Origin of the sequence: Alloyangia mangrovi, from assembly GCF_002300555.2 — a bacterium.
GTDB classification, from domain to species: domain Bacteria; phylum Pseudomonadota; class Alphaproteobacteria; order Rhodobacterales; family Rhodobacteraceae; genus Salipiger; species Salipiger mangrovi.
The window spans coordinates 104,248-130,553 of sequence record NZ_NTHN02000007.1 but is presented as its reverse complement, the minus strand read 5'-3'; the positions used below and the strand labels follow the sequence as shown (position 1 = coordinate 130,553).

At 66.1% G+C, this 26,306-nt stretch carries 23 protein-coding genes, 1 tRNA gene and 2 pseudogenes; 17 read left to right on the top strand and 9 right to left on the bottom strand.

What is annotated here, in order from left to right; all coding sequences use genetic code 11:
- Positions 1 to 309 precede the first annotated feature (309 nt).
- The 4 genes and pseudogenes from CLG85_RS06030 to CLG85_RS06015 form a co-directional block, all read right to left on the bottom strand.
- A pseudogene (locus tag CLG85_RS06030) lies at positions 310 to 1,234 on the bottom strand (VOC family protein).
- Positions 1,235 to 1,414: 180 nt separating this feature from the next.
- Positions 1,415 to 2,137 carry an acetoacetyl-CoA reductase gene (phbB, locus tag CLG85_RS06025; RefSeq protein ID WP_095881327.1) on the bottom strand — a complete coding sequence of 241 codons (723 nt, stop codon included), beginning with the start codon at positions 2,135 to 2,137 and terminating at the stop codon, positions 1,415 to 1,417.
- A gap of 145 nt (positions 2,138 to 2,282) precedes the next feature.
- Positions 2,283 to 3,458: an acetyl-CoA C-acetyltransferase gene (locus CLG85_RS06020; protein ID WP_095881326.1), complete on the bottom strand. Its 1,176-nt coding sequence runs from the start codon at positions 3,456 to 3,458 to the stop codon at positions 2,283 to 2,285.
- Positions 3,459 to 3,683: 225 nt separating this feature from the next.
- Positions 3,684 to 4,331 carry an EAL domain-containing protein gene (locus CLG85_RS06015; protein ID WP_375796901.1) on the bottom strand — a complete coding sequence of 216 codons (648 nt, stop codon included), beginning with the start codon at positions 4,329 to 4,331 and terminating at the stop codon, positions 3,684 to 3,686.
- A gap of 16 nt (positions 4,332 to 4,347) precedes the next feature.
- Between CLG85_RS06015 and CLG85_RS27675 the strand changes: the two genes are divergently transcribed.
- The 4 genes from CLG85_RS27675 (at position 4,348) to preA (ending at position 8,274) form a co-directional block, all read left to right on the top strand.
- On the top strand, positions 4,348 to 4,644 hold the full coding sequence (locus tag CLG85_RS27675) for a hypothetical protein (RefSeq protein WP_375796900.1): 297 nt from the start codon (positions 4,348 to 4,350) through the stop codon (positions 4,642 to 4,644).
- 191 nt (positions 4,645 to 4,835) lie between these two features.
- Positions 4,836 to 5,456 (top strand): 30S ribosomal protein S4, encoded by a 621-nt coding sequence (rpsD, locus tag CLG85_RS06010; protein ID WP_095881324.1) that lies wholly within the window; start codon positions 4,836 to 4,838, stop codon positions 5,454 to 5,456.
- Positions 5,457 to 5,637: 181 nt separating this feature from the next.
- Positions 5,638 to 6,960 carry an NAD(P)-dependent oxidoreductase gene (locus CLG85_RS06005; RefSeq protein ID WP_095881323.1) on the top strand — a complete coding sequence of 441 codons (1,323 nt, stop codon included), beginning with the start codon at positions 5,638 to 5,640 and terminating at the stop codon, positions 6,958 to 6,960.
- A gap of 12 nt (positions 6,961 to 6,972) precedes the next feature.
- On the top strand, positions 6,973 to 8,274 hold the full coding sequence (gene preA, locus CLG85_RS06000) for an NAD-dependent dihydropyrimidine dehydrogenase subunit PreA (protein ID WP_095881322.1): 1,302 nt from the start codon (positions 6,973 to 6,975) through the stop codon (positions 8,272 to 8,274).
- Between the two features lie 29 nt (positions 8,275 to 8,303).
- Here the strand turns inward: preA and CLG85_RS05995 are convergent, their stop codons facing one another.
- A complete protein-coding gene (locus CLG85_RS05995) occupies positions 8,304 to 8,927 on the bottom strand; it encodes a TetR family transcriptional regulator C-terminal domain-containing protein (RefSeq protein WP_095881321.1) in 624 nt (207 codons plus the stop codon).
- Between the two features lie 198 nt (positions 8,928 to 9,125).
- Between CLG85_RS05995 and CLG85_RS05990 the strand changes: the two genes are divergently transcribed.
- The 7 genes from CLG85_RS05990 (at position 9,126) to CLG85_RS05960 (ending at position 15,989) form a co-directional block, all read left to right on the top strand.
- Positions 9,126 to 10,376: a Zn-dependent hydrolase gene (locus tag CLG85_RS05990; RefSeq protein WP_095881354.1), complete on the top strand. Its 1,251-nt coding sequence runs from the start codon at positions 9,126 to 9,128 to the stop codon at positions 10,374 to 10,376.
- 112 nt (positions 10,377 to 10,488) lie between these two features.
- Entirely contained in the window at positions 10,489 to 11,940 is a 1,452-nt protein-coding gene (gene hydA, locus CLG85_RS05985) for a dihydropyrimidinase (RefSeq protein ID WP_095881320.1), read from the top strand.
- Between the two features lie 63 nt (positions 11,941 to 12,003).
- Positions 12,004 to 12,825 (top strand): ABC transporter ATP-binding protein, encoded by an 822-nt coding sequence (locus tag CLG85_RS05980; protein ID WP_375796899.1) that lies wholly within the window; start codon positions 12,004 to 12,006, stop codon positions 12,823 to 12,825.
- Entirely contained in the window at positions 12,818 to 13,249 is a 432-nt protein-coding gene (locus CLG85_RS05975; protein ID WP_095881319.1) for a GNAT family N-acetyltransferase, read from the top strand. Before CLG85_RS05980 ends, CLG85_RS05975 begins: the two co-directional genes overlap by 8 nt.
- Positions 13,246 to 14,106: an ABC transporter permease gene (locus tag CLG85_RS05970; RefSeq protein ID WP_095881318.1), complete on the top strand. Its 861-nt coding sequence runs from the start codon at positions 13,246 to 13,248 to the stop codon at positions 14,104 to 14,106. Before CLG85_RS05975 ends, CLG85_RS05970 begins: the two co-directional genes overlap by 4 nt.
- A complete protein-coding gene (locus CLG85_RS05965) occupies positions 14,103 to 14,942 on the top strand; it encodes an ABC transporter permease (protein WP_095881317.1) in 840 nt (279 codons plus the stop codon). The genes CLG85_RS05970 and CLG85_RS05965 overlap by 4 nt, the downstream gene beginning before the upstream one ends.
- Positions 14,943 to 14,996: 54 nt before the next feature.
- Positions 14,997 to 15,989, top strand: coding sequence for an ABC transporter substrate-binding protein (locus CLG85_RS05960; RefSeq protein ID WP_375796898.1), 993 nt, complete (start codon positions 14,997 to 14,999; stop codon positions 15,987 to 15,989).
- A gap of 200 nt (positions 15,990 to 16,189) precedes the next feature.
- Here CLG85_RS05960 and CLG85_RS05955 read toward each other — a convergent pair whose 3' ends face one another.
- Positions 16,190 to 16,564 carry a hypothetical protein gene (locus tag CLG85_RS05955; protein WP_095881316.1) on the bottom strand — a complete coding sequence of 125 codons (375 nt, stop codon included), beginning with the start codon at positions 16,562 to 16,564 and terminating at the stop codon, positions 16,190 to 16,192.
- Between the two features lie 77 nt (positions 16,565 to 16,641).
- Here CLG85_RS05955 and CLG85_RS05950 point away from each other — a divergent pair, with 77 nt between their 5' ends.
- A complete protein-coding gene (locus CLG85_RS05950) occupies positions 16,642 to 17,373 on the top strand; it encodes a Crp/Fnr family transcriptional regulator (protein ID WP_095881315.1) in 732 nt (243 codons plus the stop codon).
- Between the two features lie 6 nt (positions 17,374 to 17,379).
- On the opposite strand, the gene CLG85_RS05945 is transcribed toward CLG85_RS05950, so the two are convergent.
- Positions 17,380 to 18,402: a LacI family DNA-binding transcriptional regulator gene (locus CLG85_RS05945; protein WP_095881314.1), complete on the bottom strand. Its 1,023-nt coding sequence runs from the start codon at positions 18,400 to 18,402 to the stop codon at positions 17,380 to 17,382.
- A gap of 134 nt (positions 18,403 to 18,536) precedes the next feature.
- On the opposite strand from CLG85_RS05945, the gene CLG85_RS05940 reads away from it, so the two are divergent.
- Positions 18,537 to 18,613 (top strand) — tRNA-Arg (locus tag CLG85_RS05940).
- A 94-nt stretch (positions 18,614 to 18,707) separates the two neighbouring features.
- Here the strand turns inward: CLG85_RS05940 and CLG85_RS05935 are convergent.
- A complete protein-coding gene (locus tag CLG85_RS05935; protein ID WP_260348572.1) occupies positions 18,708 to 20,288 on the bottom strand; it encodes an acyltransferase family protein in 1,581 nt (526 codons plus the stop codon).
- Between the two features lie 115 nt (positions 20,289 to 20,403).
- Positions 20,404 to 20,607 (bottom strand): annotated as a pseudogene (locus CLG85_RS27670) (acyltransferase family protein); the annotation flags it as partial.
- Between the two features lie 668 nt (positions 20,608 to 21,275).
- Here CLG85_RS27670 and CLG85_RS05925 point away from each other — a divergent pair.
- The 4 genes from CLG85_RS05925 to CLG85_RS05910 all read left to right on the top strand — a co-directional run bounded on the left by CLG85_RS05925 (position 21,276) and on the right by CLG85_RS05910 (position 26,305).
- Entirely contained in the window at positions 21,276 to 22,148 is an 873-nt protein-coding gene (locus tag CLG85_RS05925) for an LnmK family bifunctional acyltransferase/decarboxylase (RefSeq protein ID WP_095881312.1), read from the top strand.
- Positions 22,149 to 22,264: 116 nt separating this feature from the next.
- Positions 22,265 to 23,152 carry a LysR family transcriptional regulator gene (locus tag CLG85_RS05920; RefSeq protein ID WP_095881311.1) on the top strand — a complete coding sequence of 296 codons (888 nt, stop codon included), beginning with the start codon at positions 22,265 to 22,267 and terminating at the stop codon, positions 23,150 to 23,152.
- Positions 23,153 to 23,226: 74 nt separating this feature from the next.
- Positions 23,227 to 23,940, top strand: a complete 714-nt coding sequence (locus CLG85_RS05915; RefSeq protein ID WP_224917704.1) for an ABC transporter ATP-binding protein — start codon at positions 23,227 to 23,229, stop codon at positions 23,938 to 23,940.
- A 4-nt stretch (positions 23,941 to 23,944) separates the two neighbouring features.
- Positions 23,945 to 26,305: an ABC transporter permease gene (locus tag CLG85_RS05910; RefSeq protein WP_260348565.1), complete on the top strand. Its 2,361-nt coding sequence runs from the start codon at positions 23,945 to 23,947 to the stop codon at positions 26,303 to 26,305.
- The last annotated feature ends 1 nt before the right edge of the window (position 26,306 follow it).

Genomic DNA, 26,306 nt, shown 5'->3' with positions numbered 1-26,306 from the left:
ACATGTGAGACACCGATCCAAGAGGCCGCCGCGCCCGAGGATCGCAGAGGTTCCGGGCCCGAATCTCCGGGCCCGGGCGGCAGGGCAAGGCGCCAACTGGCGCGCGACGAAGCGGCATTTCAAAGCACGCCTTTCAACACGCATCCCTTTTCACCCTTGCAAGGATGGTCGCGGCCCCTCGGAGCCGCGCATTCGGAAGGACGTGCGTGCCGTGCCCTGACAAAGAAAGCGCCCCCGGAGGCCCAAGCTCCGGGGGCGCTGCCCTGAAAGGGGAGAGTTCAGTCAGAGAACCAACAGGCCCGGGTCGGGTCAGTCGATGGGCTCGAGGCTTTTCTCCAGCTGCTCGCGCAGGTGCGCGTGCTGGCTCGGCAGCTTCAGCGCTTCGCCGAGGTGTGCGCGGTCCTCGTCCCGATCGAAGCCCGGCTCGTTGGTGGCCACCTCGAAGAGCACGCCGCCGGGGCTGCGGAAGTAGATCGCATAGAAGTAATCCCGGTCGATTTGCGGCGTGATCTGGTAGCCCTGCTCGGTGAGGGCCTTGCGTACCTCGAGCTGTGCCGCGCGATCCTCAACCGCAAAGGCGATGTGATGCACGCTTCCGGCGCTCTGGGTGCCGCGGGGGGGCGTCGACGGTCTCGATGTCGATGGTGCCCGCGCCGTTGTGCTCGGGCAGCACCAGGCGCATCACGTTGGCCTGGCGGCACTCTTCCTTGTAGCCCATGGCGCCAAGCAGCTCGGCGGTTGGCCCGGCGTCGCGCAGGCGCATCTGCACCGAGTGGAAGCCACGGATCGCCATGTCCTCGCCGACGCTGCCGCCGGTCCAGGGGTGGCGGGTGTCCTCGGCCTCGACCAGCGCGAGACCCTCGCCGTCCGGTCCCTCGAAGGAGAGACGGTGCTCGCCGTAACGGTTGAGCCGGTCGATGCCGGTGACACCGGCTTCGGTCAGCCGGGCCTCCCAGGCGTCGAGCGAGCCCTCGGGAACGGAAAAGGCGGTGGTCGCGACCTCGCCAGTGCCCCTGTGGCCGCGTGCCGCATGGGGGAAGGGGAAGTAGGTCATGACGCTGCCGGGGGTACCGAGCTCGTCACCATAGTAAAGGTGATAGACGTCGGGCGCGTCGAAGTTGACGGTTTTCTTGACCCGGCGCAGGCCGAGCGTGGTGGTGAAGAAGGCGTTGTTCCGAGACGCGCTGCTGGCCAGCGCGGTCACGTGATGCAGGCCCTTGATCTGTGTAAGCATGGTCTCTCTCCTGATGAGGAATTGATCCCGATATAGGCTCAAGCGCCGTTTCAGAAAACGAACATGTCCGCGCGGAGGGGCTGCACCAGTGCACAGCTCGCGGGCCGGCGCCGCCCGGAGATACAAAAAGGCCCCGGCGCGCGCGCTCGGGGCCTTTGGTTGATCATGCCTGCGATGGTGTCAGACGAAGAACTGCCCGCCGTTGGCCGAGATCGTCGAGCCGTTCACGAAGCCGGCCTTCTCGTCGGCAAGGAAGACCACGCAGCGGGCAATCTCCTCGGGCTCGCCAAGGCGGCCGGCCGGGATCTGCGCAATGATCGACTCGCGCACCTTCTCGGGCACGGCCATGACCATCTCGGTGGCGATATAGCCGGGGCAGATGGCGTTGGCGGTGATGCCGTAGCGCGCGCCTTCCTGCGCGAGCGACTTGATGATGCCCAGATCGCCAGCCTTGGTCGCCGCGTAGTTCACCTGCGCGAACTGGCCCTTTTGCCCGTTGATCGACGAGATCACGATGATCCGCCCGAACTTGCGCTCGCGCATGCCCGGCCAGACCGGGTGCACCGTGTTGAACACGCCGGTGAGATTGGTGTCGATGACCTCTTTCCATTGTTCGGGAGTCATCTTGTGGAAGGGCGCGTCGCGAGTGATGCCGGCGTTGGCCACCACCACGTCGATCGGCCCGAGGTCCGCCTCGACCTGCGCGATGCCTGCCTTGGACGCCTCGTAATCCGCCACATTCCACTTGTAGGTCTTGATGCCCGTCTCCGCGGTGAAGGTCTTTGCCTTCTCGTCGTTGCCGGCATAGGTCGCTGCCACTTCGTACCCTTCGGCCTTGAGTGCCTTCGAGATCGCCTCCCCGATCCCACGGCTGCCGCCGGTGACCAATGCAACTTTCGCCATTCTTTCCTCCAATTCGGAACCCTCGCAGTCCAGTAACGTTGTTACCTTGTTTAAAATATTCTAGCAATAATATTGCGCCATCATTTTGCATGTGCAGCAGGCGGCGCAAAGAAAAAGGGGCGCCGTGGCGCCCCTTTTCAATTTGTCAGTCGCGCTCCACGCAGAGCGCAACGCCCATGCCGCCGCCGATGCAGAGCGTCGCGAGGCCCTTCTTGGCGTCGCGGCGCTGCATCTCGAAGAGCAGCGTGTTCAGGATGCGGGCGCCCGAGGCGCCGATCGGGTGGCCGATGGCGATGGCACCGCCGTTCACGTTCACGATCGACGGATCCCAGCCCATGTCCTTGTTCACCGCGCAGGCCTGCGCGGCAAAGGCCTCGTTCGCCTCCACGAGGTCGAGATCCTCGGGTTTCCAGCCGGCTTTCTCCAGCGCCTTGCGCGAGGCGTGGATCGGGCCGACGCCCATGATCGACGGATCGAGGCCAGCGGTCGCATAGGAGACGATGCGGGCAAGCGGTTCGATGCCGCGCTTCTCGGCATTGTCGGCGCTCATCAACAGCACGCCGGCGGCACCATCATTGATGCCCGACGCATTGGCCGCAGTGACCGAGCCGTCCTTGGCGAAGGCCGGGCGCAGCTTCTGCATAGCCTCGATGGTGGCGCCGTGGCGGATGTACTCGTCCTTGTCGACCACAATGTCGCCCTTGCGGGTCTTCACGGTGAAGGGGATCACCTCGTCGTCGAACTTGCCGGCCTTCTGTGCCGCCTCGGCCTTGTTCTGCGACGCCAGCGCGAACTCGTCCTGCTGCTCGCGGCTGATCTGCCACTGCTGTGCGACGTTCTCGGCGGTCTGGCCCATGTGGTAGCCGTTGAAGGCATCCCAGAGCCCGTCGCGGATCATCGTGTCGATGTAGCTCACGTCGCCCATCTTGTGGCCGGCGCGCAGGTGCGCGGCGTGGGGTGAGAGGGTCATGTTCTCCTGGCCGCCGGCGCAGACGATGTCGGCATCGCCCAGCAGGATGTGCTGCGCGCCCAGCATCACGGTGCGCAGGCCCGAGCCGCAAACCTGGTTGATCGACCAGGCCGAGCTTTCCTTGGGCAGGCCTGCATTGATATGCGCCTGGCGCGCCGGGTTCTGGCCCTGCGCCGCGGTCAGCACCTGGCCGAGGATGGTCTCGGACACCTCGCCCTTGTCGATGCCGGCGCGGGCGACCAGCGCTTCGAGCATGGCCGCGCCGAGGTCATGGGCGGGTGTGTTGGCGAAGGCGCCGCTGAAGCTGCCCACGGCGGTACGCGCCGCGGATGCGATTACGACATTGGTCATGAAATTCTCCCTCCAAGCAAACATGCGATCGGACCGCGTTCCCTCGCCCTCTTGGCGGGGATAGTGGTTCCGCATCTGGCCTTGGTTCATTTGATAACGCGGGGATCCGCAACTGCACAGAGCCGGCGGCGCGGATTCACGCCTGTTTGCGCAATTCGTCGCAGGCTGTGACGTCAGCTGGGAAAAAATCGCCGACGCCTAGAGATGCGCCGATTTCCCGAGGATTTACAGGGCGGAGGCCTGCGATGGCTCGTCCAGACCCCCCGGGAACGCGACGGGCGCACCATGGTAGTATCCCTGCAGGCAGTTCACTCCGGCCGCAACGGCGAGGTCTGCCTCGGCCCGCGTTTCGACCGATTCGGCGACCGTGACCATGTCGAACTGCTCGGCGATGGCGACGATGGCGCGCAGCAGCACCTGGTTGTCCGGGTCGCGGTCGAGGTCTCGGATCACCTGGCCGTCGATCTTGAGGATGTCGAAGCTGAACCGCTTGAAGTGCCGCAGCACGGTCGGCCCCGCGCCGAAGTCGTCCATGGCAAAGGTGATCCCGCGTCGGTGCAGCTCGGCCATGAAGCCGATCACCAGCTCCGGCAGCAGCATGGCCGAGATTTCGGAAATCTCGAGGATCAGTCGCTCCGCGAGCGTGGGATCGGCGGCGAGGCCCTTTTCCAGCACGCGCATCCAGCGGCGGTAGCCGATCGACCGGGCCGACATGTTGATCGAGAGCCTCAGGTCAGGCCTGCGTTTCAGCGCGGCCAACCCCTGTTCCAGCGCGAGGCAGTCCAGAATGCGCCCCTCTTCCAGTTCCTCGACCTCGAAGATGAATTCGCGCGCGGGTACGATGCGCCCGGTCTCGTCCATCACCCGCAGCATGGCCTCGTGAAAGGCGATGCGCCTGTCGCCCCCCCGCCTGCACGACCGGCTGGAAGACAAGCATCACCTGCCGGTGGCGGATCGCGGCGCGCACGCGCTGCAGGATGTCGCGGTCGCGCAGGTCGAGCGCGCTGTCGAGAATGGCACCGGCCCCGCCCGCGCTGCGGGGGAGGGGAGTGACTTGCTCGCCCTGATGCTGCCTTTCCCGAACATCCCTGTTCCCGCTGACCGGCTGCATGCGCTGTCTCCCACCCTGTCTCCAGCCATCGACCTTTGCCCTTGGGCCCTGTCAGTCTGCGCGCAAGAGGTTTAACAGGGGATTACGCGCAGCCGCGCCAGGAAGGCGGCGCTTCAAAGCGGGGCCGTGCGCAAACAGCGGTTGACTCCCCCCTCGATCCCCATATAAGCGCCCGCTCATTGGTGTTGGTGGCCCCCGCAAGGGGATGCCTGTCGGCCTCCGGGCAGAAGGACAACGCCCTTCACAACTTATGAAGGAGATCAGCCGTGACCAAACGCACGTCTGCCAAGTACAAAATTGACCGCCGCATGGGCGAAAACATCTGGGGCCGTGCAAAGTCCCCGGTGAACAAGCGTGAATACGGCCCGGGCCAGCACGGCCAGCGCCGCAAGGGCAAGATGTCGGACTTCGGTCTGCAGCTCCGCGCCAAGCAGAAACTCAAGGGCTACTACGGTGACCTGACCGAGAAGCAGTTCCGCCGCATCTTCGGCGACGCAGAACGCCTCAAGGGTGACACCGGTGAGCTGCTCATCGGCCTGCTCGAGCGCCGCCTGGACGCCGTCGTCTACCGCGCCAAGTTCGTGCCGACCGTCTTCGCAGCCCGTCAGTTCGTGAACCACGGCCACGTGCTGGTGAACGGCAAGCGCGTGAACATCCCCTCCTACCGCGTGAAGGAAGGCGACGTCATCGAAGTTCGCGAGAAGTCGAAGCAGATGGTTGTTCTGCTCGAGGCTGTCCAGCTCGCAGAGCGTGACGTTCCCGACTACATCGAGGCCGACCACTCCAAGATGACCGCGACCTTCGTGCGCACCCCCGGCCTCGCCGACGTGCCCTACGCGGTCCAGATGGAACCGAACCTCGTCATCGAATACTACGCACAGAACTAATCCTTCTGGTCGTACGATCCTTGGAAGGCCGCGCAGCAATGCGCGGCCTTCCTGCGTTTTTTTGCCCGGGTTTTGGGCGATTTCCCCTGCGGCAGCCGCTGCAATTATTTTACCGATTGATAAAAAAATTTGACCTGTGAGAGCGTTTCTCCATTGCGCAAAGGCAGCGGGGAGGCGACCGATGGACGCAAGACAACTGGCAGGAGGGATCCGCGCAGGACGGCTGGAGCCGCAGGCGCTGGAGGAGGGCTTTTCCGACCTGCACCCTCCATACGACGATCACGAGGCGCTGGTGGCGGCGGACCGTTGCTACTTCTGCCATGACGCGCCCTGCGCGACGGCATGCCCGACCTCGATCGACATTCCGCTCTTCATCCGGCAGATCGCGACCGGCACGCCCGAGGCGGCCGCGAAGACGATCCTGTCGCAGAACATCCTCGGCGGCATGTGCGCCCGGGTCTGCCCGACCGAGACCCTCTGCGAAGAGGTCTGCGTGCGCGAGGTGGCCGAGGGCAAGCCGGTCGAGATCGGCCGGCTGCAGCGCTACGCCACCGACCGCATCATGGCGCGCAACATTCACCCCTTCGAGCGCGCGGCCCCCACTGGCAAGCGCGTTGTTGTTGTGGGGGCGGGGCCTGCGGGCCTGTCCTGCGCGCACCGTCTGGCGATGAAGGGCCATGACGTGGTCATCCTCGACGCGCGCGCCAAGCCCGGCGGGCTCAACGAGTTCGGCATCGCCGCCTACAAGAGCACCGACGATTTCGCCGCGCGCGAGGTGGACTGGCTGCTCGGCATCGGCGGCATCACCATAGAGACCGGCCGGATGCTCGGGCGCGACCTCACGCTGACGGAACTGACCTCGGACTATGACGCGGTCTTCCTCGGGCTCGGCCTTGGCGGAGTGAACACGCTGGGGATCGAGGGCGACGACCGCGAGGGCGTGCTGAACGCCGTGGAGTTCATTTCCGAACTGCGGCAGGCAGGCGATCTTTCTGCACTGCCCGTGGGCCGCGACGTGGTGGTGATCGGCGGCGGCATGACCGCCGTGGATGCGGCCGTGCAGGCCAAGCTGCTGGGCGCGCTCAACGTCACCATCGTCTACCGCCGCTCGCAGGCGCGCATGGCGGCGAGCGCATTCGAGCAGGAGCTGGCGCAGGCCAAGGGGGTGCGGATCATCTGCAACGCCACGCCCAAGGGCGTGCACGGCAACGGCGCGGTGCGCGAGATCGAGTTCGAGTTCACCGACGATGACCTCACCCCGACGGGCGAGAGCTTCCGACTGCCCGCCGATCAGGTGTTCCGCGCCATCGGCCAGAGCCTCGTGACGGAGGGTCTGCCCGTACTCGCGGGCCGCAAGATCGCGGTCGAGGGGCCGGGGCGCACCTCGTTGCCCGGGGTATGGGCCGGGGGAGACTGCGCCGCCGGGGGCGATGACCTGACCGTCACCGCCGTCGCCGAGGGCCGCGACGCGGCCGAAGACATCCACGCCACGTTGATGCGCTGAGGAGGGACCGACATGGCTGATCTGACGAGCACTTTCGTGGGCATCAAGTCGCCCAACCCGTTCTGGCTGGCCTCGGCGCCGCCGACGGACAAGGAATACAATGTCCGCCGCGCCTACGAGGCGGGCTGGGGCGGGGTGGTCTGGAAGACCCTCGGCGAGGAAGGACCGCCCGTGGTCAACGTCAACGGCCCGCGCTACGGCGCGATCTGGGGTGCGGACCGGCGGCTCTTGGGGCTGAACAACATCGAGTTGATCACCGACCGGCCTCTCGAGGTGAACCTGCGCGAGATCAAGGCGGTCAAGCGCGACTATCCCGACCGCGCGCTGGTGGTCTCGCTCATGGTCCCCTGCGAGGAGGCGGCGTGGAAGGCGATCCTGCCGCTGGTCGAGGAGACCGGCGCCGACGGGGTCGAGCTGAACTTCGGCTGCCCGCACGGGATGAGCGAGCGCGGCATGGGCTCGGCGGTGGGGCAGGTGCCCGAGTACATCGAGATGGTGACGCGCTGGGTGAAACAGAACTCGCGTATGCCCTGCATCGTCAAGCTGACGCCCAACATCACCGACATCCGCAAGCCCGCCGAAGCGGCCAAGCGCGGCGGCGCGGATGCGGTCTCACTCATCAATACGATCAACTCGATCACCTCGGTCGATCTCGACCTCTTCGCCCCCGAGCCGACCATCGACGGCAAGGGCGCGCATGGCGGCTACTGCGGCCCGGCAGTGAAGCCGATTGCGCTCAACATGGTGGCCGAGATTGCCCGCTCGCCCGAGACCCGCGGGATGCCGATCTCGGGCATCGGCGGCGTCACCACATGGCGCGACGCGGCAGAGTTCATGGCGCTAGGGGCCGGCAACGTGCAAGTCTGCACCGCGGCGATGACCTACGGCTTCAAGGTCGTGCAGGAGATGATCTCGGGCCTGTCGCAGTACCTCGACGAGAAGGGCGTGGGGCTTTCCGACCTTGTCGGCCGGGCGGTGCCGAACGTGTCGGACTGGCAGAACCTCAACCTCAACGCCATCTCCAAGGCCAAGATCGACCAGGACCTCTGCATCTCCTGCGGGCGTTGCTATGCCGCCTGCGAGGACACCTCGCACCAGGCGATCGCCATGTCCCCGGACCGGGTCTTCACTGTGAAGGACGACGAGTGCGTGGCCTGCAATCTTTGCGTCAATGTCTGCCCGGTCGAGGGATGCATCAGCATGGAGCGGATGGATATCGGGGCGACGGACCCGCGCACCGGCAAGGTGGTGCCGGCGGAGTTCGGCGACTGGACGACCCACCCCAACAATCCGATGGCCCGCGCGGCAGAGTGATCCAAGGGGCGGGGCCTGTTGGCCCTGCCTCACCCCTTCGGCGTCAGGATCGCCTTGAAGATCGTCTCGACATGGGCATTCGCCGCGTCCCAGCCCGCGACCTCGTCGGGCACCAGAACCCGCACCTGCGTGTCGAAGTCGGCGAAATGCTGGGTCAGCGCCCAGATCGACATGACAAGTTGCTGCGGATCCTGCGGGGCGAGCTTGCCGGCCTCCATCCAGCCCGCGATCAGCGCGCATTTCTCGTCGAAGAGTGGCTTCAGGTCACTCTCGAGGTGCGGCAGCATGCGCGGCGCGCCCTGGATGATTTCGATCGCGAAGAGTCGGCTCTCGCGCGGGAACTGACGGCTCATTTCCATCTTGCGTCGGACGTAGGCGAGGATCTCCTGCAGCGGATCGCCCTGCGCATCCATCTCGCGCAGCGGGTCGAGCCATTCGGTCATGAGCGCGTTCAGCAGGGCGACGTGGATCGCCTCCTTGCCGTCGAAATAGTAGATGAGATTGGGCTTCGACATGCCCGCGGCCTCGGCGATCTGGTCGAGCGTCGCACCCCGAAAGCCGTGCTGTGAGAAGACATCCAGCGCGGCATCCATGATCTTGCGGCGGTTGCGGATCTGGATTCGGCTGGGCTTTTTCTCGGGAGGAGCGGGCATGGCATTCCTTGGCTGCTGCTTTTCCGGGCGGCGCTGCCCGCTCTATGCGCATCCGTCCCGGGGGCCAAGGCAGGGATTTCTTGACAGGTTCGGGGCGCATTGCAATCGTGGCTTTACCAAATGGTAAAAAACACGCGCGGCCCGCGCAAGCGCGACCGCGCAATGCAAGATGCAAAGCAAGGCAGCGAGGACAAAAAGATGGCGGCACCGGGCGAGAACCTCCGGATCGATGGCGACCGACTCTGGGACAGCCTGATGGAGATGGCCAAGATCGGGCCGGGCATCGCCGGGGGCAACAACCGCCAGACGCTCACTGACGAGGACGCCGAGGGCCGTGCGCTGTTCCGGAGCTGGTGCGAGGCCGCGGGCATGACCATGGGCGTCGACGCCATGGGCACGATGTTCGCCACTCGGGCAGGCGAGGATCCGGACGCGCTGCCGGTCTACGTAGGCTCGCACCTCGACACCCAGCCGACGGGCGGCAAGTACGATGGCGTGCTGGGGGTGTTGGGCGCGCTCGAGGCGGTGCGCACGATGAACGACCTCGGCATCAAGACGAAACACCCGATCGTGGTCACCAACTGGGCGAACGAGGAGGGCGCGCGCTTTGCCCCGGCCATGCTGGCCTCGGGGGTCTTTGCCGGGGTGCTTGACCTCGACTACGCCTACGGGCGGAAGGATCTCGAGGGCAAGACCTATGGCGACGAGCTCAAGCGCATCGGCTGGCAGGGCGAGGAAGAGGTCGGCGCGCGCAAGATGCACGCCTATTACGAGCTGCACATCGAGCAGGGGCCGATCCTCGAGGCCGAGGGCCGCGACATCGGCGTGGTCACCCATTGCCAGGGGCTCTGGTGGCTCGAGTTCACCCTGACCGGCAAGGCCGCGCACACCGGCTCGACGCCGATGGACATGCGGGTGAACGCCGGGCTCGCCATGGGCCGCATCTTCGAGATGTTGCAGGAGGTGGCCATGGCCGCCCAGCCCGGCGCCGTCGGCGGGGTGGGGCAGGTGACCTTCTCGCCAAACTCGCGCAACGTGCTGCCCGGCAGCGTGGTCTTCACCGTCGACATCCGCTCGCCCGATCAGGCCAAGCTCGACGGCATGCGCGCCGAGATCGAGACACGCGCGGCGGAGATCTGCGCCGAGTTGGGCGTCGGCTGCGCGGTCGAGCCGGTCGGCCATTTCGACCCGGTGACCTTTGCCCCCGAGCTGGTCGAGAACGTCCGCAATGCCGCCGAGCGGCTGGGCTACTCGCACATGAACATCATCTCGGGCGCGGGCCACGATGCCTGCTGGGCCGCCAAGGTGGCCCCCGCGACCATGGTCATGTGCCCCTGCGTCGACGGCATCTCGCACAACGAGGCCGAGGAGATCTCGCAGGACTGGGCGGCTGCGGGCACCGATGTGCTGTTCCACGCGGTGCTCGAGACCGCGGAGATCGTCGCCTGAGGCGGGCGCCGGATATGGGGCTCTGCCCCGCCCGCGGCCCGAGGGCCGCGGACTCCCCGGGATATTTTCGCCTAGAAGAAACCCCGGACACGGACTTCCAAGGGAGGGAAACATGTCCACAGTGATCAAGGGCGGCACCGTCGTCACCGCCGACCTGAGTTATGAGGCCGACGTGCGAATCGAGGGCGGCCGCATCGCCGAGATCGGCCAGAACCTCAAGGGCGACGAGGTGCTGGACGCCTCGGGCTGCTACGTGATGCCCGGCGGGATCGACCCGCACACCCACCTCGAGATGCCCTTCATGGGCACATATTCGGCCGACGACTTCGACAGCGGCACTCGCGCGGCGCTGGCGGGGGGCACCACCATGGTGGTCGACTTCGCGCTGCCCTCGCCGGGGCAGGGGCTGCTCGACGCGCTGCAGATGTGGGACAACAAGTCGACCCGCGCGCATTGCGACTACTCCTTCCACATGGCGGTGACCTGGTGGAGCGAACAGGTGTTCAACGAGATGAAGGAGGTGGTGGATCGCGGCATCACCACCTTCAAGCACTTCATGGCCTACAAGGGTGCGCTGATGGTGAACGACGACGAGCTCTTCGCCTCGTTCCAGCGCTGCGCCGAGCTGGGGGCGATCCCGCTGGTGCATGCCGAGAATGGCGACGTGGTGGCGGAACTTTCCGCCAAGCTGCTCGCCGCCGGCAACAACGGCCCCGAGGCGCACGCCTATTCACGCCCGCCACAGGTCGAGGGCGAGGCCACCAACCGTGCGATCATGATCGCCGACATGGCCGGCGTGCCGCTCTACGTGGTGCACGTCAGCTGCGAGGAGAGCCACGAGGCGATCCGCCGCGCCCGTCAGGCGGGCAAGCGGGTCTGGGGCGAGCCGCTGATCCAGCACCTGACCCTGGATGAGAGCGAATACGCCCACCCCGACTGGGACCACGCGGCGCGCCGGGTGATGTCGCCGCCCTTCCGCAACAAGGCGCATCAGGACAGCCTCTGGGCCGGGCTGGCCGCGGGATCGCTGTCCTGCGTGGCGACCGACCATTGTGCCTTCACCACCGACCAGAAGCGCTACGGCGTCGGTGACTTCACCAAGATCCCCAATGGCACCGGCGGGCTCGAGGACCGGCTGCCGATGCTCTGGACGCAGGGCGTGGGCACTGGCCGCCTGACGCCGCAGGAGTTCGTCGCGGTCACCTCGACCAACATCGCCAAGATCCTCAACATCTACCCGCGCAAGGGGGCCATACTTGTCGGCGCCGATGCCGACATCGTCGTGCTCGACCCGACCCGGGAGAAGGTGATCTCGGCCAAGACCCAGCAGTCGGCCATCGATTACAACGTCTTCGAGGGCATGACGGTGAAAGGTCTGCCACGCTTCGTGCTGAGCCGGGGCAAGGTCTCGGTGACCGAGGGCGCGATGAGTTCCGAGGAAGGGCACGGCCAGTTCGTCGCCCGCCCGCCCGCCGGGGCGGTGAACAAGGCGCTGAGCTCGTGGAAGGAGCTGACCGCGCCGCGCAAGGTGGAACGTACGGGCATCCCGGCCTCCGGGGTGTGACTTAGACAGACGACCGGGGCAGGGGGCCAGAAGACGCCCCCGCCCCACTCAGGGAAGACGAAGATGATGACACAGAAAGCGGTCGCCCAGGCGGCCGGTGCCGCGCCGGCACGGACGGTGATCTCGGCCGAGGGGCTGAACCTCGTCTACGAGACGAACGACGGCCCGGTGCAGGCCCTCAAGGATGTGGACCTGGAGATCGGCAAGGGCGACTTCGTCTCCTTCATCGGTCCCTCGGGCTGCGGCAAGACCACCTTCCTCCGGGTGATGGCGGATCTCGAGACGCCGACCTCCGGTACCGTGCTGGTCAACGGCGTGACCCCCGAGGCCGCCCGCAAGGCGCGCGCCTATGGCTATGTCTTCCAGGCGGCGGGGCTTTATCCTTGGCGCACCATCGGCGGCAACATCCGCCTTCCGCTGGAGATCATGGGCTATCCGAAGGCGGAGCAGGCCGATCGGGTGCAGCGGGTGCTGGAACTGGTGGAGCTGTCGGGCTTCGAGAAAAAGTACCCCTGGCAGCTTTCGGGCGGCATGCAGCAAAGGGCCTCGATTGCCCGGGCGCTGGCGTTTGATGCAGACATCCTGTTGATGGACGAACCCTTCGGCGCGCTCGACGAGATCGTGCGCGATCACCTGAACGAGCAGCTACTCGCGCTCTGGGCACGCACCGAGAAGACCATCTGCTTCGTCACCCACTCTATTCCCGAGGCCGTGTATCTCTCGACCAAGATCGTCGTCATGTCGCCGCGTCCGGGGCGGATCACCGACATCATCGAAAGCCCGCTGCCGAAGGAGCGGCCGCTGGAGATCCGCGACAGCCCGGAGTTCCTCGAGATCGCCCACCGTGTGCGTGAGGGGCTGCGGGCGGGGCATGCCTATGACTGATCTGCTGGTCAGGCGCGCCGGGGAGTCCGACATTCCCGCCTGCGCGGCGGTGGTGAACGGCTGGATCGATGCGAGCCCGTGGTTCCCGCGGGTGCATTCGGCCGAAGAGGTCGAGGGTTTCCTGCGCGACGCCTTCCCCGAGCGCGAGATCTGGGTGATCGGCGAGCCGGTCGAAGGCTACCTCTCGGTCGATCCGGGAACAGGTAAGGTCGGGGCGCTCTACTGCGCGCGCAGCGGGGCGGGGCTCGGCAAGGCGCTGATGGACAAGGCCAAGGAGGGGCGCGACGCGCTCTTCCTGCACACTCATGTCGCCAACGAGGCCGCACAGCGCTTCTACAGACGCGAGGGCTTCGTCGATGCGGGGGAGGTCGACCCGGAGCCGCCGCACGAGCTTCCCGAGCTGCGGATGGAGTGGGTGCGATGAGAAACGTGATCCCCGTTCTGACCGTCGTGCTGGCGATCCTGGTGATCTGGTATGGCGCGGCCGTGATGCTCAACAGGCAATGGGTGCTCGACCAGGCGGCGCGGCAGGATCGTGTGCTGACCACCTCCGAGCTGATTGCCGAGACCTGGGCTCAGGAGAAACCCAAGCTGCCCGCGCCGCACCAGGTGGCCGCCGAGCTCTGGGACACGGTGGCAATGAAAAAGCCCACCTCTAAGCGCAGCCTCGTCTATCACGCCTGGGTGACAATGAGCGCCACGGTGCTCGGGTTCGGGCTCGGCACGTTGCTTGGCTTCGCGCTGGCGGTGGGCATTGTCTACAACCAGGTGATGGACCGCTCGGTGATGCCCTGGGTGATCGCCAGCCAGACCATCCCCATCCTCGCAATCGCGCCGATGATCATCGTGGTGCTGAACGCCATCGGCATCTCGGGGCTGCTGCCCAAGGCGATGATCTCGATGTACCTGTCGTTCTTTCCGGTGGTCGTGGGCATGGTGAAGGGGCTGCGCAGCCCCGACGCGATGCAGCTCGACCAGATGCGCACCTGGAGCGCCACGCGGGCGCAGGAGTTCTGGCGGCTGCGGCTTCCGGCCTCGATGCCCTATCTCTTTGCCTCGATGAAGATCGCCATGGCGGCGAGCCTCGTCGGCGCCATCGTCGGCGAGCTGCCGACCGGCGCTGTGGCGGGGCTCGGCGCGCGGCTGCTGGCGGGGAGCTACTACGGGCAGACCATACAAATCTGGTCGGCGCTCCTCATGGCGGCGGCGCTGGCGGCGGTGCTGGTGGGGCTGATCGGCCTCATCCAGAGGATCACCCTCAAGCGGATGGGCATGGCATGAGCTGGATACTCGCTGGGCTGATCGTCTGGGCGCTGGGTCTCTGGGCCAACGTGCGACTGTCGAAAAGCCGGAGCCGCGCGGCGGCGCTGGCGGTGCCGGTGATCTTCGGGATGGTGCTGGTCTTCGTCTGGGAGGCGGTGGTGCGCGGCTTCGGCATCTCGCCGGTGTTGCTGCCCGCGCCCTCGGTGATCGCGGCGCGCTTTGCCCAGTCGGGCGGGGTGCTCTGGCAGGACTTCGTGCAGACCGTGCTGAAGGGCGCGCTCACCGGCTACGTGCTGGGCTGCGGCGCGGCGCTGCTGACGGCGATCGTGGTGGACCGCTTCGACTTTCTCCGCCGCGGCCTCTTGCCGGTGGGCAACTTCGTCGCGGCGCTGCCGATCATCGGCATCGCGCCGATCCTCGTCATGTGGTTCGGCTTCGACTGGCAGTCGAAGGCGGCGGTCGTGGTGGTCATGGTGTTCTTCCCGGTGCTGGTCAACGCGGTGCAGGGGCTGGCGGACACCAGCGCCATGCAGCGCGATCTGATGCGCACCTATGCCGCGGGTTACTGGACCAGCCTGTGGAAGCTGCGCCTGCCGGCGGCGCTGCCCTTCATCTTCAACGGGCTGAAGATCGCCTCCACCCTCGCGCTGATCGGCGCCATCGTGGCCGAGTTCTTCGGCTCGCCGATCACCGGCATGGGCTTTCGGATTTCCACCAGCGTCGGGCTGCTGCAGCTCGACCTCGTGTGGGCAGAGATCGTGGTGGCCGCGCTTGCGGGCTCGGCCTTCTACGGCGGCGTGGCGCTGATCGAACGCGCCGCGACCTTCTGGCACCCGTCGCAGCGGGGCCGGTGACACAGCAAACTGCGGTGAAAGACAAAGAAACGCGCAATGCAACAGGAGAGAGTCATGACCAAGTTTACCGGATGGGGGATTGCCTCGGCGATGCTGCTCGCCGCCGGCGGTGCACAGGCCGCGGACGAGCTGACGCTGCAGCTCAAGTGGGTGACCCAGGCCCAGTTCGCCGGCTACTACGTGGCGGCCGAGAAGGGCTTCTACGAGGAAGAGGACCTCGACGTGACGATCAAGCCGGGCGGGCCCGACATCGCGCCCGTGCAGGTGCTGCTCGGCGGCGGTGCCGACGTGATGGTCGACTGGCTGCCCTCGGCGCTGGCGGCGCGTGAGAACGGTGCCCCGATCGTCAACATTGCCCAGCCCTTCAAGTCCTCGGGGCTGATGCTGACCTGCCTCAAGGAGCACGGCATCGAGAGCCCCGCCGATTTCCCCGGCCACACGCTCGGCACCTGGTTCTTCGGCAACGAGCTGCCGCTCTATTCGTGGATGTCCAAGCTCGGCTACGCGACCGACGGCTCCGAGGGCGGGGTGACCATCCAGAAGATCAACTTCAACGTCGATCCGCTGCTGCAGAAGCAGGTCGAATGCGCCACCACAATGACCTACAACGAGTATTGGCAGGTGATCGACGCGGGTCTGTCTCCCGAGGATCTGGTGGTCTTCAAGTACCAGGACGAGGGCATCGCGACGCTCGAGGACGGTCTCTACACCACCGAGGAGAACCTTGCCGATCCCGCGATGACCGACAAGCTGGTGCGCTTCGTGCGCGCCTCGATGAAGGGCTGGAAATACGCCGAGGAGAACCCGGACGAGGCCGCAGAGATCGTGCTCGAAAATGACGAGACCGGTGCCCAGACCGAAAAGCACCAGAAGCGCATGATGGGCGAGATCGCCAAGCTGACCTCCGGCTCGGACGGTACACTCGACCCGGCCGATTTCACCCGCACCGTCGAGGTGCTGCTGAGCGCCGGCGCCGACCCGGTGATCACCAAGGACCCGGGCGAGGCTGCCTGGACCCATGCGATCACCGACGAAGCGCTGAAATAAACGATCTCGGCTCTGCAAAAGGAAAACGGGGGTGGCGTAAGCGCCACCCCCTTCTTCATTAAATCACTGGTATTTCTGACCGGGGGAGCGGGGTAATCCGCAGGGGCACCACGGCACTCGCAAAGAACGCCCCGACTCCTAGACCTTTGAGGTAACGCCGCGATGACAGCAGGGTGGCGCAGTTTTGCCAACCGGCCTGCTCAGCCCGCCCGCGCGCGGCTCAGGGTCAGCAAGAGCTCGGCGCTGCTGAATGGGCGCTGAAGCACCTCGTAGGCGCAGGCCGGTCCCTGCTGCTCGGCGGCATCCCCCGCAAGCGCGATACGGGTTCCGGCCGCGCTCAGCATCTGGCCGAGCGCGCTCTTGGGGACCTCGTCAGGGGCCATCTGCAGCAGCGCCACGCCCACATGTCCCTCGGACTGGACGAGCAGCAGCGCCGCCTCGGGCGTGCGCGCGCAGACAACGCGCGCAGTGGGGTCATGCTCGGAAATGCTTCGTGAAACGTCTTCGGCCACGAAGGGATCATTCAACAGCACGAGAAACCCCGGCCCGGTGTCGGGCGTCTCATCGGGAATCATGCGCGGTCTCCTCTCGCTGCGCGCAGATTGGAACCAAACCGCCAGAGGCGCATTAATCTGTGACATAGGAGGGCGACATGAGTCAGATATCCTGCAAGAGCTGCCCCTTGCGCCGCAAGGCCCTGTTCCGGCCGTTCGAGGAGGATGAACTGACCTTCATGGAACGCTTCAAGGTCGGCGAACTGAGCGTCGACCCGGGCACGCACCTGCTGATAGAGGGAGCGAATTCACCACAGATCTTCACCGTTCTCGAGGGGATGGGGCTGCGTTACAAGACGCTCGAGAACGGGCGGCGGCAGGTGATCAACTTCCTGCTGCCCGGCGATCTGACCGGGCTGCAGGCGGGGCTTCTGGGCGAGATGAAGCATTCTGTGCAGGCCACCAGCGCCATGCGCCTGTGCGTGTTCAACCGCTCGGACCTTTGGTCGCTTTATCGCAAGCAGCCGTCATTGGGCTATGACGTGACCTGGATCGCCGCCTCCGAGGAGCATTTCCTTGGCGAGACGCTCGCCACTGTCGGCCAGCGCGACGCTGCCGAGCGGGTGGCTTGGGCCCTACTGAAGATCTTCCGGCGGCTCACCGAGTTGGGCATCGGGCAGGGCGCGCGGGTGCCGCTGCCCTACCGCCAGCAGGATCTCGCGGATGCGCTCGGCCTGTCGCTGGTCCACACCAACAAGACGCTGGCGCGGATACGGGCGCGGGGGCTGGCGGAATGGGCAGACGGTGAACTGCACGTCAGCGACGTCGACGGCATGGCAGAACTGGCCATGACCGACACCGAGGAGCCCTCGGTGCGCCCACTTCTCTGAGCCGGATCAGCGGCGCAGCGTGTCGCCGTAGGCGATCTTCGGGGTCAGCTCGACGATGCGCTCGTAGTCCGCGTCCGGGTTCTCGACCCGCGCCGCGATGATCTGCGCCGCCTTGCGGCCGATTTCGGCCCGGTGCGCATCCATGGTCGCCAGCTGGCGCGGCAGCCCTTGCAGCAGTTCTACGCCGTTGAAGCCGGCAAGGCCGATCTCGCCGGGAATGTCGCGGCCCTGTTCCATCAGGTAGAGCAGCCCGCCCGCGCCGATCATGTCGTTGGAGTAATAGAGGAAGTCGATCTCCGGCTCGCGCTCGAGAATGGCCTGCGTCATCTCGCGGCCTTTCTTCAGCGCCGAGCCGCCCGAGTAGAACTCCTGGTCAACCACCTCGACACCGCTCTTGGCGAGCGCCTCGGTGAACCCCTCGAAGCGTTTCCGCGCGCGGTGGTCGAGCGGCATCTTGGTGCCGAGGAAGCCGATCTTCTGGTAACCGGCGCGCAGGATCGCCTTGGCCATCTCGCGCCCGGCGCGGCGGTGCGAGATACCAACGGCGCAATCGACCGGCGTGCCGTCGATGTCCATGATCTCGACCACCGGAATGCCGCTGGCCTTCATCATCGCCTTGGCTGCCTCGGTATGCTCGAGCCCGGCGATGATCACGCCGGAAGGTCGCCACGACAGCATCTCGTAGAGCACCCGCTCTTCCTTTTCCGGCATGTAGTCGGTGATGCCGACGACCGGTTGCAGCTCGGTGTCTTCGAGCACGGAGGCGATGCCTGCCATGACCTCGGGGAAAACCATGTTGCGCATCGAGGGGATGATCACCGCGACGAGGTTCACCCGCTGGCTGGCCAGCGCCCCGGCGATCTTGTTGGGCACGTAGCCGAGTGCCTTGGCTGCCTCGAGCACCTTGGCCCGCGTCGCCTCGGACACGTCCCCGCGGTTGCGCAACACCCGGCTCACGGTCATCTCGGACACGCCGGAGGCTTCGGAGACGTCTCGAAGGGTGAGGGGACGGGGATCGGTGTCGGCCACGGGAGGCTCCTCCAAAGCACTAAATACCTGAATGTTAGCCTTTCTACCGGGTCATACAAGCCAAAGCCGCGGCGCAGCGAATTTTCCGCTTGCAGGGTGACAACCGGGTGCACGCGCGCTATGGGAAGGCCGTCGGTCCCGTGGCTCAACTGGATAGAGCAGCCCCCTCCTAAGGGGCAGGTTGCAGGTTCGAATCCTGCCGGGATCGCCAGCTTTCCCTTGCCGCATATTGGTGCCGCATATTGGCGAAAATACGCGCGTCCAGAGAGGGCTGACGTTCCGCGGGCGCCGGTTTGCGCCGTGCCCTAGGGGCGCGGCATCTCTTTCACCGGGTGGTGCTCGGCTTGCAGTTGCGTGACCAGATAGGGTTTCAGCAGATCGCCCATGTACCTTGCCCCGGCCGGTGTGAGGTGCGTCCCGTCAAACGTCAGGGGCGAGCCCGAGGAATCGGCGTTGGTGCAGGTCTCGTAACCGCCGCACAGGAGCCTCTGGAGATCGACGTATTCGGCCAGCTTGGGGATGGTCTCGCTCATCTGGAGGCTGACCGCGGAAGGATCGTCCGGCACGCGGCGTTTGCCGACAAGCGCGTCGATGCCATCGGCAAAGACGCGGTAGGTCAGCCGGTCGCCGAAGTGTTTCCGCCCGAAGACGACGATCTCGGCATCGGTGCTCGCCGAGAGCGCTTCGAGGGACTTGGGCAGCAGCGGCGCGGTCCAGGGACTCCAGGAGGAGACCAGCCAGACCTGATCGGCTTCGTGCAGCCGGGCCTGGAGCTCCGGGTCCTCGTAACCGGGCAACCTGGCGCATTCCTCGCGGTTCTCGCGGTTCCTGTACTTATCCAGGTCGTCGATCATCAGGTTCCCGCAGCGCCCGGGGATGTGGTAGGTGGAGAGGTCGAAGTCCCGGTCCATGCCCGTCTCGTAGAGCGCATTCACCAGGTCCTGCCCATAGGAATCCCCGACGATCAACACCTTTGGAAGGTTACCTTCGGCGTTGAACTGGCGGCCCTTCAGCGCGTCGAAGCGCGTGGGCACATAGTCGTCGGCATCGACAAAGCTCCTGAGGATGCGCTGCTCGTCGGGGCTGTAGCGACGCTCCCAGCCGGTATCGGCGGTCAGGGCAAGCCCAAGGACGGCGAATAGGCTCAGCGCGGCGAAGGAGGAGGTCAGAACCCGTCTCGCGGGGACGCCCGGTGTCCGCTTCCGGAAGGGCTGTTCGACAAATTGCCACGTCAACCAAGCGATGGGAAAGGTCAGGAATGCGCATACGGCCACGCCCACCGTGTCGTCCGGAAAAGCGTGCCGGTAGAAGCTTATAAGTGGCTGGTGCCAAAGGTAGGCGCTGTAGGAGATCAACCCGATCAGCACGATCCACCGCGTTGTCAGAATGCGGTGCACCATCATGCCGGGCTTGGTGAAGAGGATGACCAGCGCGGCACCCAGGCAGGCGGGCAGCGCATAGAGGCCGCTGGACAGTCGGGTTTCATCGACGATCGCATAGCTTAGCAGGATGGCCGCGAAGCCGACCATCGACAGACCGCTGTAGAGAGCGCGCGGGGGGGAAACTTCGGTTCTGGCAAAGGCGAGGGATGCGAGCGCGCCAATCAAAAGCTCCCAAGCGCGCATCGGGAAGAGGTAAAAGGCATACTTTGGGTCGGATGCCACCGAGTTCAGGACCAGCGCCAGACTCAGCAGTCCGGCGGCGATCAGCGCATGGACCAGGAAGCGCGGGGCCTTGCGAAAGAGGAGCGCCAGGAAGATCGGGTAGACGATGTAGAATTGCTCTTCGACTGCGAGGCTCCAGGTGTGGAGGAGGGGGTTCAGATCTGCATGGGTGTGGAAATAATCGATTTCCTTCAGGAAAAAGATGTTGGACAGGAATGTCATCGCGGCCACCACGCTCTTTCCGAACGTTTGCAGGTCGCCGGGGGGGGAGGAAGATCAATGCAGCGGGAATGCTGCATGCAATGACGAAGATCAACGCCGGAAGAATTCTTCTTGCGCGCCTTTCGTAGAAATCGACAATACTGAACTTGCCGGACTTAAGGTCGGACATCAGGAGGGACGTTATAAGAAAGCCGCTTATGACGAAAAAGACATCAACTCCGATGAAGCCACCGGGAACTGCAGTGTTGGATGCGTGAAAGGCAATAACTGGAATGACAGCAAAGGCGCGCAAGCCATCGATGTGTGCTTTGTAATTCACTAAGCTGCTCCAAATATTCGAAAAAAAATTTCGGGACTAAAGATGCATGGGCCAGGGAGGAAATGAGCCCAAGTTGTGTCCCACAACGAATGCTAGTGCATGGGTGGCGTTCGATCCACCGCGATGACCCCTGTCGGCGCTCCCTCTCAGAGGGGGCTTTTTTGTCTTTTCGCAGCAGGACCCGTACGGAGCCGCTTGGCATGAAATTGTTGGTAGCGATAGCAGGGACATAGCGGTGCTGCGGGGGGGCTGACACCGGCGCCGCCCCGCGTCGGCCCGCGCCGGCCCTCCACTATGCAGGTGGCAGATGTCTGCCGATCGCCTCTTCAAACGGCAGGAGATGCCTGGCTTTCCCCGGGGTGCCGCCGCCCGGGCGATTCTCCCCTTCGCCGTCTCTGTCCCCGCAGGTCGCGTGGCCTGGGGCCGCCTCCGAGGCGGGCAAGCCCTGCATTGTGTGCTCGCGTCATTCCCGGGAACGCGGGCGAGCTGTCAGCAAAGATCATTAATAATTTTCTTAGTCTGCGAGGCGATCTTCTCAGGACCTTCGCGGCCGAAATTCCACCTCCCGGACATTTCAAACATTCCTACAACATTCTGCTGCGACCGTTCGTCTCACATCCTTTTCGGCGGTCCGCCGATGCCCCGGGACAGCGGGCAGATACCCGATCATGCAGAATTTGGAGGTTTCAGCGATGCTGAGCGTTCTTGATTTCGACTTGGCCGGCAGGGCGGTTCCCATTGCCGAGCCGGAAACGTTCCGATTGGGAATGCCCCATATGTGCACCTCGGGCGTGCGGCGCTCATGGTTGCTCAAAGAGGCGTGCCACCGGCATTGGCTTTCGATCGCGGCGCAGGTCGGCAGGCGCCCCTCGGAGTTCCGGGACATATCCGGCGCACGCATCTTCGCCTCGGTTGTCGCCTGCATACTCGACGGCGACGCGGCGCGCTTTCGCGAAGACGACATGTGCCAACTCTTCATGGTCGAGGTCCCGAGCGCGCAGACCGGATGGCGCAGCCAGTTCGTGCTCACCTCCGGGACGAAGACCCTGGGTGTGGAGATCCTCACCAGCTATGCCCGCCGGAACGGTCCGTCGAACTCCGAACTGGGGGCGCCGGAGCTGTTCGAGCGGTTCAGGGACGAGCGGGATCATGCCGCGGCACGCAGGGCGGGCCTGATACGGCGGATCGGCCGCCACGACCGCGAACTTGCGGTACGGGACGAAGCCCCGCCACATATCACCTTCGAGATCAACGAGGACGCGCATCTCAACGGGGTCGGGCTGGTCTATTTCGCGCATATCCACGACATGATCGAGCGGGCGGAGCGCAATGCCGTGCCCGAGTATGTCGGCACATATCCGATGCGAAACAGGCGGGCGCATTTCTACGGGAACCTCGACGTGGGGGACCGGCTCGAAATTACCGCCCGCGCGCGGGCGCGGTCCCTGTCTCCGAACCCTTCCGTGGTCGTTCATAGCCACGCTCGGCGGGCGAGCGACGGACAGGTGATCGCCTGCGCCGAGAGCATCTACGCCCGCTAGCCGCGCACCCCTCGCGCGTTTGCGCAGTGATGCGGGGCGCGCTCGGGCGATCCGGCATTGCTCTTGGCGATTTGGCGGGCAATCATGATCGAAACCACGTGTTTCGATAGGTCTTCATGATCGCCAAGCTTGAAATGTTCATTGCGCTCGCCCGGGAGAAGCACTTCGGCCGGGCGGCGCTCAGCCTCGGCATAACCCAGCCGACGCTTTCCACCGGCATTCGCCAACTCGAGGAGCAGCTCGGGGTCAAGCTGGTGCAGCGCGGCTCGCGCTTCGGTGGGCTCACACCGGAGGGGCAGCGGGCTCTGGTCTGGGCGCGGCAGATCGTCGGCGACACGCGGCGGTTGCGCGACGAGATGCGCGCCTCGCGCGAAGGGCTCGCCGGACACCTGCGGCTGGCGGTGATCCCCACCGCGCTGACATGGGCCTCGACGCTCACGGCGCGCTTCATCGAGCGCCACCCCCGGGTCACCTTCACCGTGCTCTCGCGCGCCTCGGCTGAGATCCTCGCGATGCTCGACGATCTCGAGATCGACGCGGGCATCTCCTACCTTGACAACGAGCCGCTGGGTCGGGTCACCACCCGTCCGCTCTACCGCGAGGCCTACCAGCTCGTCTGTCGCGAGGATCACCCGCTGGCCCGGCGCAAGATGCTGGACTGGTCCGAGTTGGGCAGCCTGAAGCTTTGCCTGCTGACGCCCGAGATGCAGAACCGACGCATCATCAACCGCCAGTTCATGGAGGCCGGGGTCGCGCCGGTCTCGGCCATCGAATCGAACTCCACCGTCGTGCTGGTGAGCAATGTGCTGACCGGCGACTGGGTGACCATCCTGCCGACCGACCTCGCAAAGTTCCTTGCCGAGGGGAAACCGCTGTCGCTGGTGCCGCTGGCGACCGACAGCCGGGCGCATGAGGTCGGGCTGATCGCACCCTGGCAGGAGCCCTATACGCCGGTCCTGCAGGCGCTGCTCGACGAGGCAAAGGCCTTGGCGCGTCCCGGCTGAGGGCGAAGCATTTGATCCGGCTCAAGACAAGCCGCGCCCGGCTGCCCTAGGGTGGCGGCAGAGGAGGGCGCTTCGTGCCGCATCAGCCGCCGATCTACCGTGTTGAAGGGCTCACCCGCGTGTATGGCGAGGGGGCCTCGGCCGTGCATGCGCTGCGCGGCGTCGATCTCGAGCTGCCGCCGGGCGAGATCACCGTGCTGCTCGGTCCTTCGGGCAGCGGCAAGTCGACTTTGCTCAACATCCTCGGTGGCCTCGACCGCCCCAGCGACGGTCGCGCGTGGTTCCGGGGCGAGGAGTTGACCGCCATGTCGGACCGGGCGCTCACCCGCTACAGGCGCGACAACCTCGGTTTCGTCTTTCAGTTCTACAACCTTATGCCCTCGCTCACCGCCGAGGAGAACGTCGAGCTCGTCACCGAGATCGCCCGCGATCCGATGGACCCCGAGGAGGCGCTGGCGCTGGTCGGCCTCGGCACCCGCAAGGATCATTTCCCCAGCCAGCTCTCGGGCGGCGAGCAGCAGCGCGTGGCCATCGCCCGCGCCGTGGCCAAGCGGCCCGACGTGCTGCTCTGCGACGAGCCGACCGGGGCGCTCGACAGTGCCACCGGGCGCGAGGTGCTGGGGGTGCTGCAGCATCTCAACCGCAGCCTCGGCACCACGGTGATGATCGTCACCCATGCCGCCGCCACCGCCGAGATGGCCGACCGGGTGATCCGCTTCGCCGACGGGGTGATCAGAACGGTCGAGCGGAACGACACGCCGCGCGCCGCTGCCGAGATCGAATGGTGAGCGCATGAGCACCCTCGACCGCAAGCTCTCGCGCGATCTGTGGCGGATGAAGGGGCAGGCGGCAGCGATCGCAGTGGTCATGGCGCTGGGCGTGATGATGCAGGTGATGATGGCGGGGTTGGTGGTCACCCTCGATGAAACCCGCCGCAGCTATTACGAGCGTTACCGTTTCTCCGAGGTCTTTGCCCCGGTGACCCGCGCCCCACGCCACGTGCTGCACCAGATCGCGGCGCTGCCCGGCGTCGCGCGGGCCGAGGGGCGCATCGCGGGCGCGGCGCGGATCGAGTTGCCGGACCACGCGGTTCCGGTGGCGGCAGTGTCGCTATCCCTGCCCGACCACGCCGAACCGGCGCTCAACGCCATCCGCCTGCAGCAGGGGCGGCTCTTCGATCCCGGTGCACCCGAGGAGGTGGTCTTGCTCGACACCTTCGCCGCCGCACATGGGTTGCGGCCGGGGGACAGCCTGCAGGTGGTGATGAACGGCGCACGGCGCAGCCTCAGGATCACCGGGCTCGCCCGCTCGCCGGAATTCCTCTACGCCGCCGCGCCGGGCGAGATGGTGCCGGATGACGCGCGCTTTGCCGTACTGTGGATGTCGCAGGCTTCGCTCGCCGCCGCCTTCGACATGAAGGGCGCCTATTCCGAGTTCCTCGTCACGCTCACCCGCGGCACCGATCCGCGCGCGGTGATCGAGGCGCTCGATCATCTCCTGAAACCCTGGGGCGGGGCAGGGGCCTACGACCGCGAGGACCAGTTCTCGCACCGCTTCGTCTCGGAGGAGATCAGCGGGCTGCGTGACACGGCGGCCGCGATCCCGCCGGTGTTCCTTGGTATCGCGGCCTTCCTGCTGAACATCGTCATCGCCCGCATGGTGCAGGCCGAGCGCGAAGAAATCGGCCTGCTCAAGGCCTTCGGCTACCGCGCCGCCGAGATCGGCGGCCATTACCTCAAGCTGGTGCTGGCGATCGCCGTGGCCGGTGCGCTGCTGGGGGCATTGCTGGGCATCCTGAGCGGGCGTGCGATGGTGCAGCTCTACCTGCATTTCTACAAGTTCCCTTTTCTCATCTTCCGTCTCGATCCGGGCGCTCTGGCGCTGGGGCTGGTGGTCAGCGTGCTGGCGGCGGCGGCGGGCGGGGCGGTGGTGCTGCGCCGCGTCTTCGCGCTGCAACCGGCCGAGGCGATGCGCCCGCCGACGCCGGCCGACTACCGCCGCGCCGGGCGGTGGGCGCGGGCGGTGAAGGCGCTCGACCAACCGACACGCATGGTGCTGCGCCGCTTCACCCGCACGCCCTTCCGCATGCTGGGCGCGGTTGTGGGGATCACCTTCGGCATGGGGCTCTCGGTGGGGATGCTGACCATCCACGCCGGGTTCAACCAGGCGGTGGCGCTCAGCTTCGACGTGCTCGACCGCTCCGAGGCGACGGTGACCTTCACCCATGCCGTGTCGCAGAAGACCCTGCTCGAGCTGGCACGCCACCCCGGTGTGTTGCGGGTCGAGGGCACCCGCTCGGTGCCGGTGGTGCTGCGCAACGGCCGCCTGACCCATCGCGGCGCGATCACCGGGTTGCCGCCGGAGCCCGAACTGGTCCGCGCGCTGACGCCCGATTACGCGCCCATCGCGCTCGACGGGCCGGGGTTGGTGCTGAGCACGGCGCTGGCGCGCAAGCTCAAGGCGCAGGCCGGGGACGTGCTGACCGTCGAGGTGCGCGAGGGTGCGCAGCCGGTGCTGCGCCTGCCGGTCACCGGTGTGTCGGAGACCGTGCTCGGTGCTCCGGCCTACATGGCGCTGGAGGCGCTGGACCGGGCGCTCTTCGAGCCGGGTCGCATCTCCAGCGCCGCCCTGCGGCTCGATCCGGCGCTGGCCGAGGCGGTGCAGGTCTGGCTGCGCGATCAGCCGGTGGTGGCCGGCGTGAGCCTCAAGTCCGAGGCGCGCGAGGCCTTCGAGCGGGTGATGAACCAGGGCACCGGGGCGACGCGTTTCATCATGGCGGCGGTGGCCTTCACCATCACCTTCGGCATCATCTACAACGCCGCCCGCATCGCGCTGGCCGAGCGCGCCCATGATCTCGCCAGCCTGCGGGTCATCGGCTTTTCCAAGGGCGAGGCCGCCTACGTGCTGCTCGGCGAGCTGGGGCTGGTGACGCTGCTGGCGCTGCCCTGCGGCGCGTTTTTGGGCTGGGGCATCGCGCATATGCTCGCCTCCGCCTACTCCTCCGACCTTTACACGATCACGGTGGTGTTCCGGCCCGCCGCCTTCGGATTCGCCGCGTTGGTGGTGATCGCGGGGGCGGTGCTCTCGGGGCTGCTGGTGAAGCGCGACGTGGACCGCGCCGACCTCGTCGCCGCGCTCAAGACACGGGATTGAC

Bases quoted from the DNA above. Each gene is read 5' to 3' on its own strand.
- CLG85_RS27675 (WP_375796900.1), top strand. From the start codon at position 4,348: ATGCGCCTGTCGCCCCCCCGCCTGCACGACCGGCTGGAAGACAAGCAT.
- hydA (WP_095881320.1), top strand. From the start codon at position 10,489: ATGTCCACAGTGATCAAGGGCGGCACCGTCGTCACCGCCGACCTGAGT.
- CLG85_RS06020 (WP_095881326.1), bottom strand. From the start codon at position 3,458: ATGACCAATGTCGTAATCGCATCCGCGGCGCGTACCGCCGTGGGCAGC.
- CLG85_RS05970 (WP_095881318.1), top strand. From the start codon at position 13,246: ATGAGAAACGTGATCCCCGTTCTGACCGTCGTGCTGGCGATCCTGGTG.
- CLG85_RS05975 (WP_095881319.1), top strand. From the start codon at position 12,818: ATGACTGATCTGCTGGTCAGGCGCGCCGGGGAGTCCGACATTCCCGCC.
- CLG85_RS06015 (WP_375796901.1), bottom strand. From the start codon at position 4,331: ATGCTGCGGGTGATGGACGAGACCGGGCGCATCGTACCCGCGCGCGAA.
- CLG85_RS05950 (WP_095881315.1), top strand. From the start codon at position 16,642: ATGAGTCAGATATCCTGCAAGAGCTGCCCCTTGCGCCGCAAGGCCCTG.
- CLG85_RS05995 (WP_095881321.1), bottom strand. From the start codon at position 8,927: ATGCCCGCTCCTCCCGAGAAAAAGCCCAGCCGAATCCAGATCCGCAAC.
- CLG85_RS05980 (WP_375796899.1), top strand. From the start codon at position 12,004: ATGATGACACAGAAAGCGGTCGCCCAGGCGGCCGGTGCCGCGCCGGCA.
- preA (WP_095881322.1), top strand. From the start codon at position 6,973: ATGGCTGATCTGACGAGCACTTTCGTGGGCATCAAGTCGCCCAACCCG.
- CLG85_RS05910 (WP_260348565.1), top strand. From the start codon at position 23,945: ATGAGCACCCTCGACCGCAAGCTCTCGCGCGATCTGTGGCGGATGAAG.
- CLG85_RS06005 (WP_095881323.1), top strand. From the start codon at position 5,638: ATGGACGCAAGACAACTGGCAGGAGGGATCCGCGCAGGACGGCTGGAG.
- phbB (WP_095881327.1), bottom strand. From the start codon at position 2,137: ATGGCGAAAGTTGCATTGGTCACCGGCGGCAGCCGTGGGATCGGGGAG.
- CLG85_RS05965 (WP_095881317.1), top strand. From the start codon at position 14,103: ATGAGCTGGATACTCGCTGGGCTGATCGTCTGGGCGCTGGGTCTCTGG.
- CLG85_RS05960 (WP_375796898.1), top strand. From the start codon at position 14,997: ATGACCAAGTTTACCGGATGGGGGATTGCCTCGGCGATGCTGCTCGCC.
- CLG85_RS05990 (WP_095881354.1), top strand. From the start codon at position 9,126: ATGGCGGCACCGGGCGAGAACCTCCGGATCGATGGCGACCGACTCTGG.
- CLG85_RS05925 (WP_095881312.1), top strand. From the start codon at position 21,276: ATGCAGAATTTGGAGGTTTCAGCGATGCTGAGCGTTCTTGATTTCGAC.
- CLG85_RS05955 (WP_095881316.1), bottom strand. From the start codon at position 16,564: ATGATTCCCGATGAGACGCCCGACACCGGGCCGGGGTTTCTCGTGCTG.
- CLG85_RS05935 (WP_260348572.1), bottom strand. From the start codon at position 20,288: ATGACATTCCTGTCCAACATCTTTTTCCTGAAGGAAATCGATTATTTC.
- CLG85_RS05920 (WP_095881311.1), top strand. From the start codon at position 22,265: ATGATCGCCAAGCTTGAAATGTTCATTGCGCTCGCCCGGGAGAAGCAC.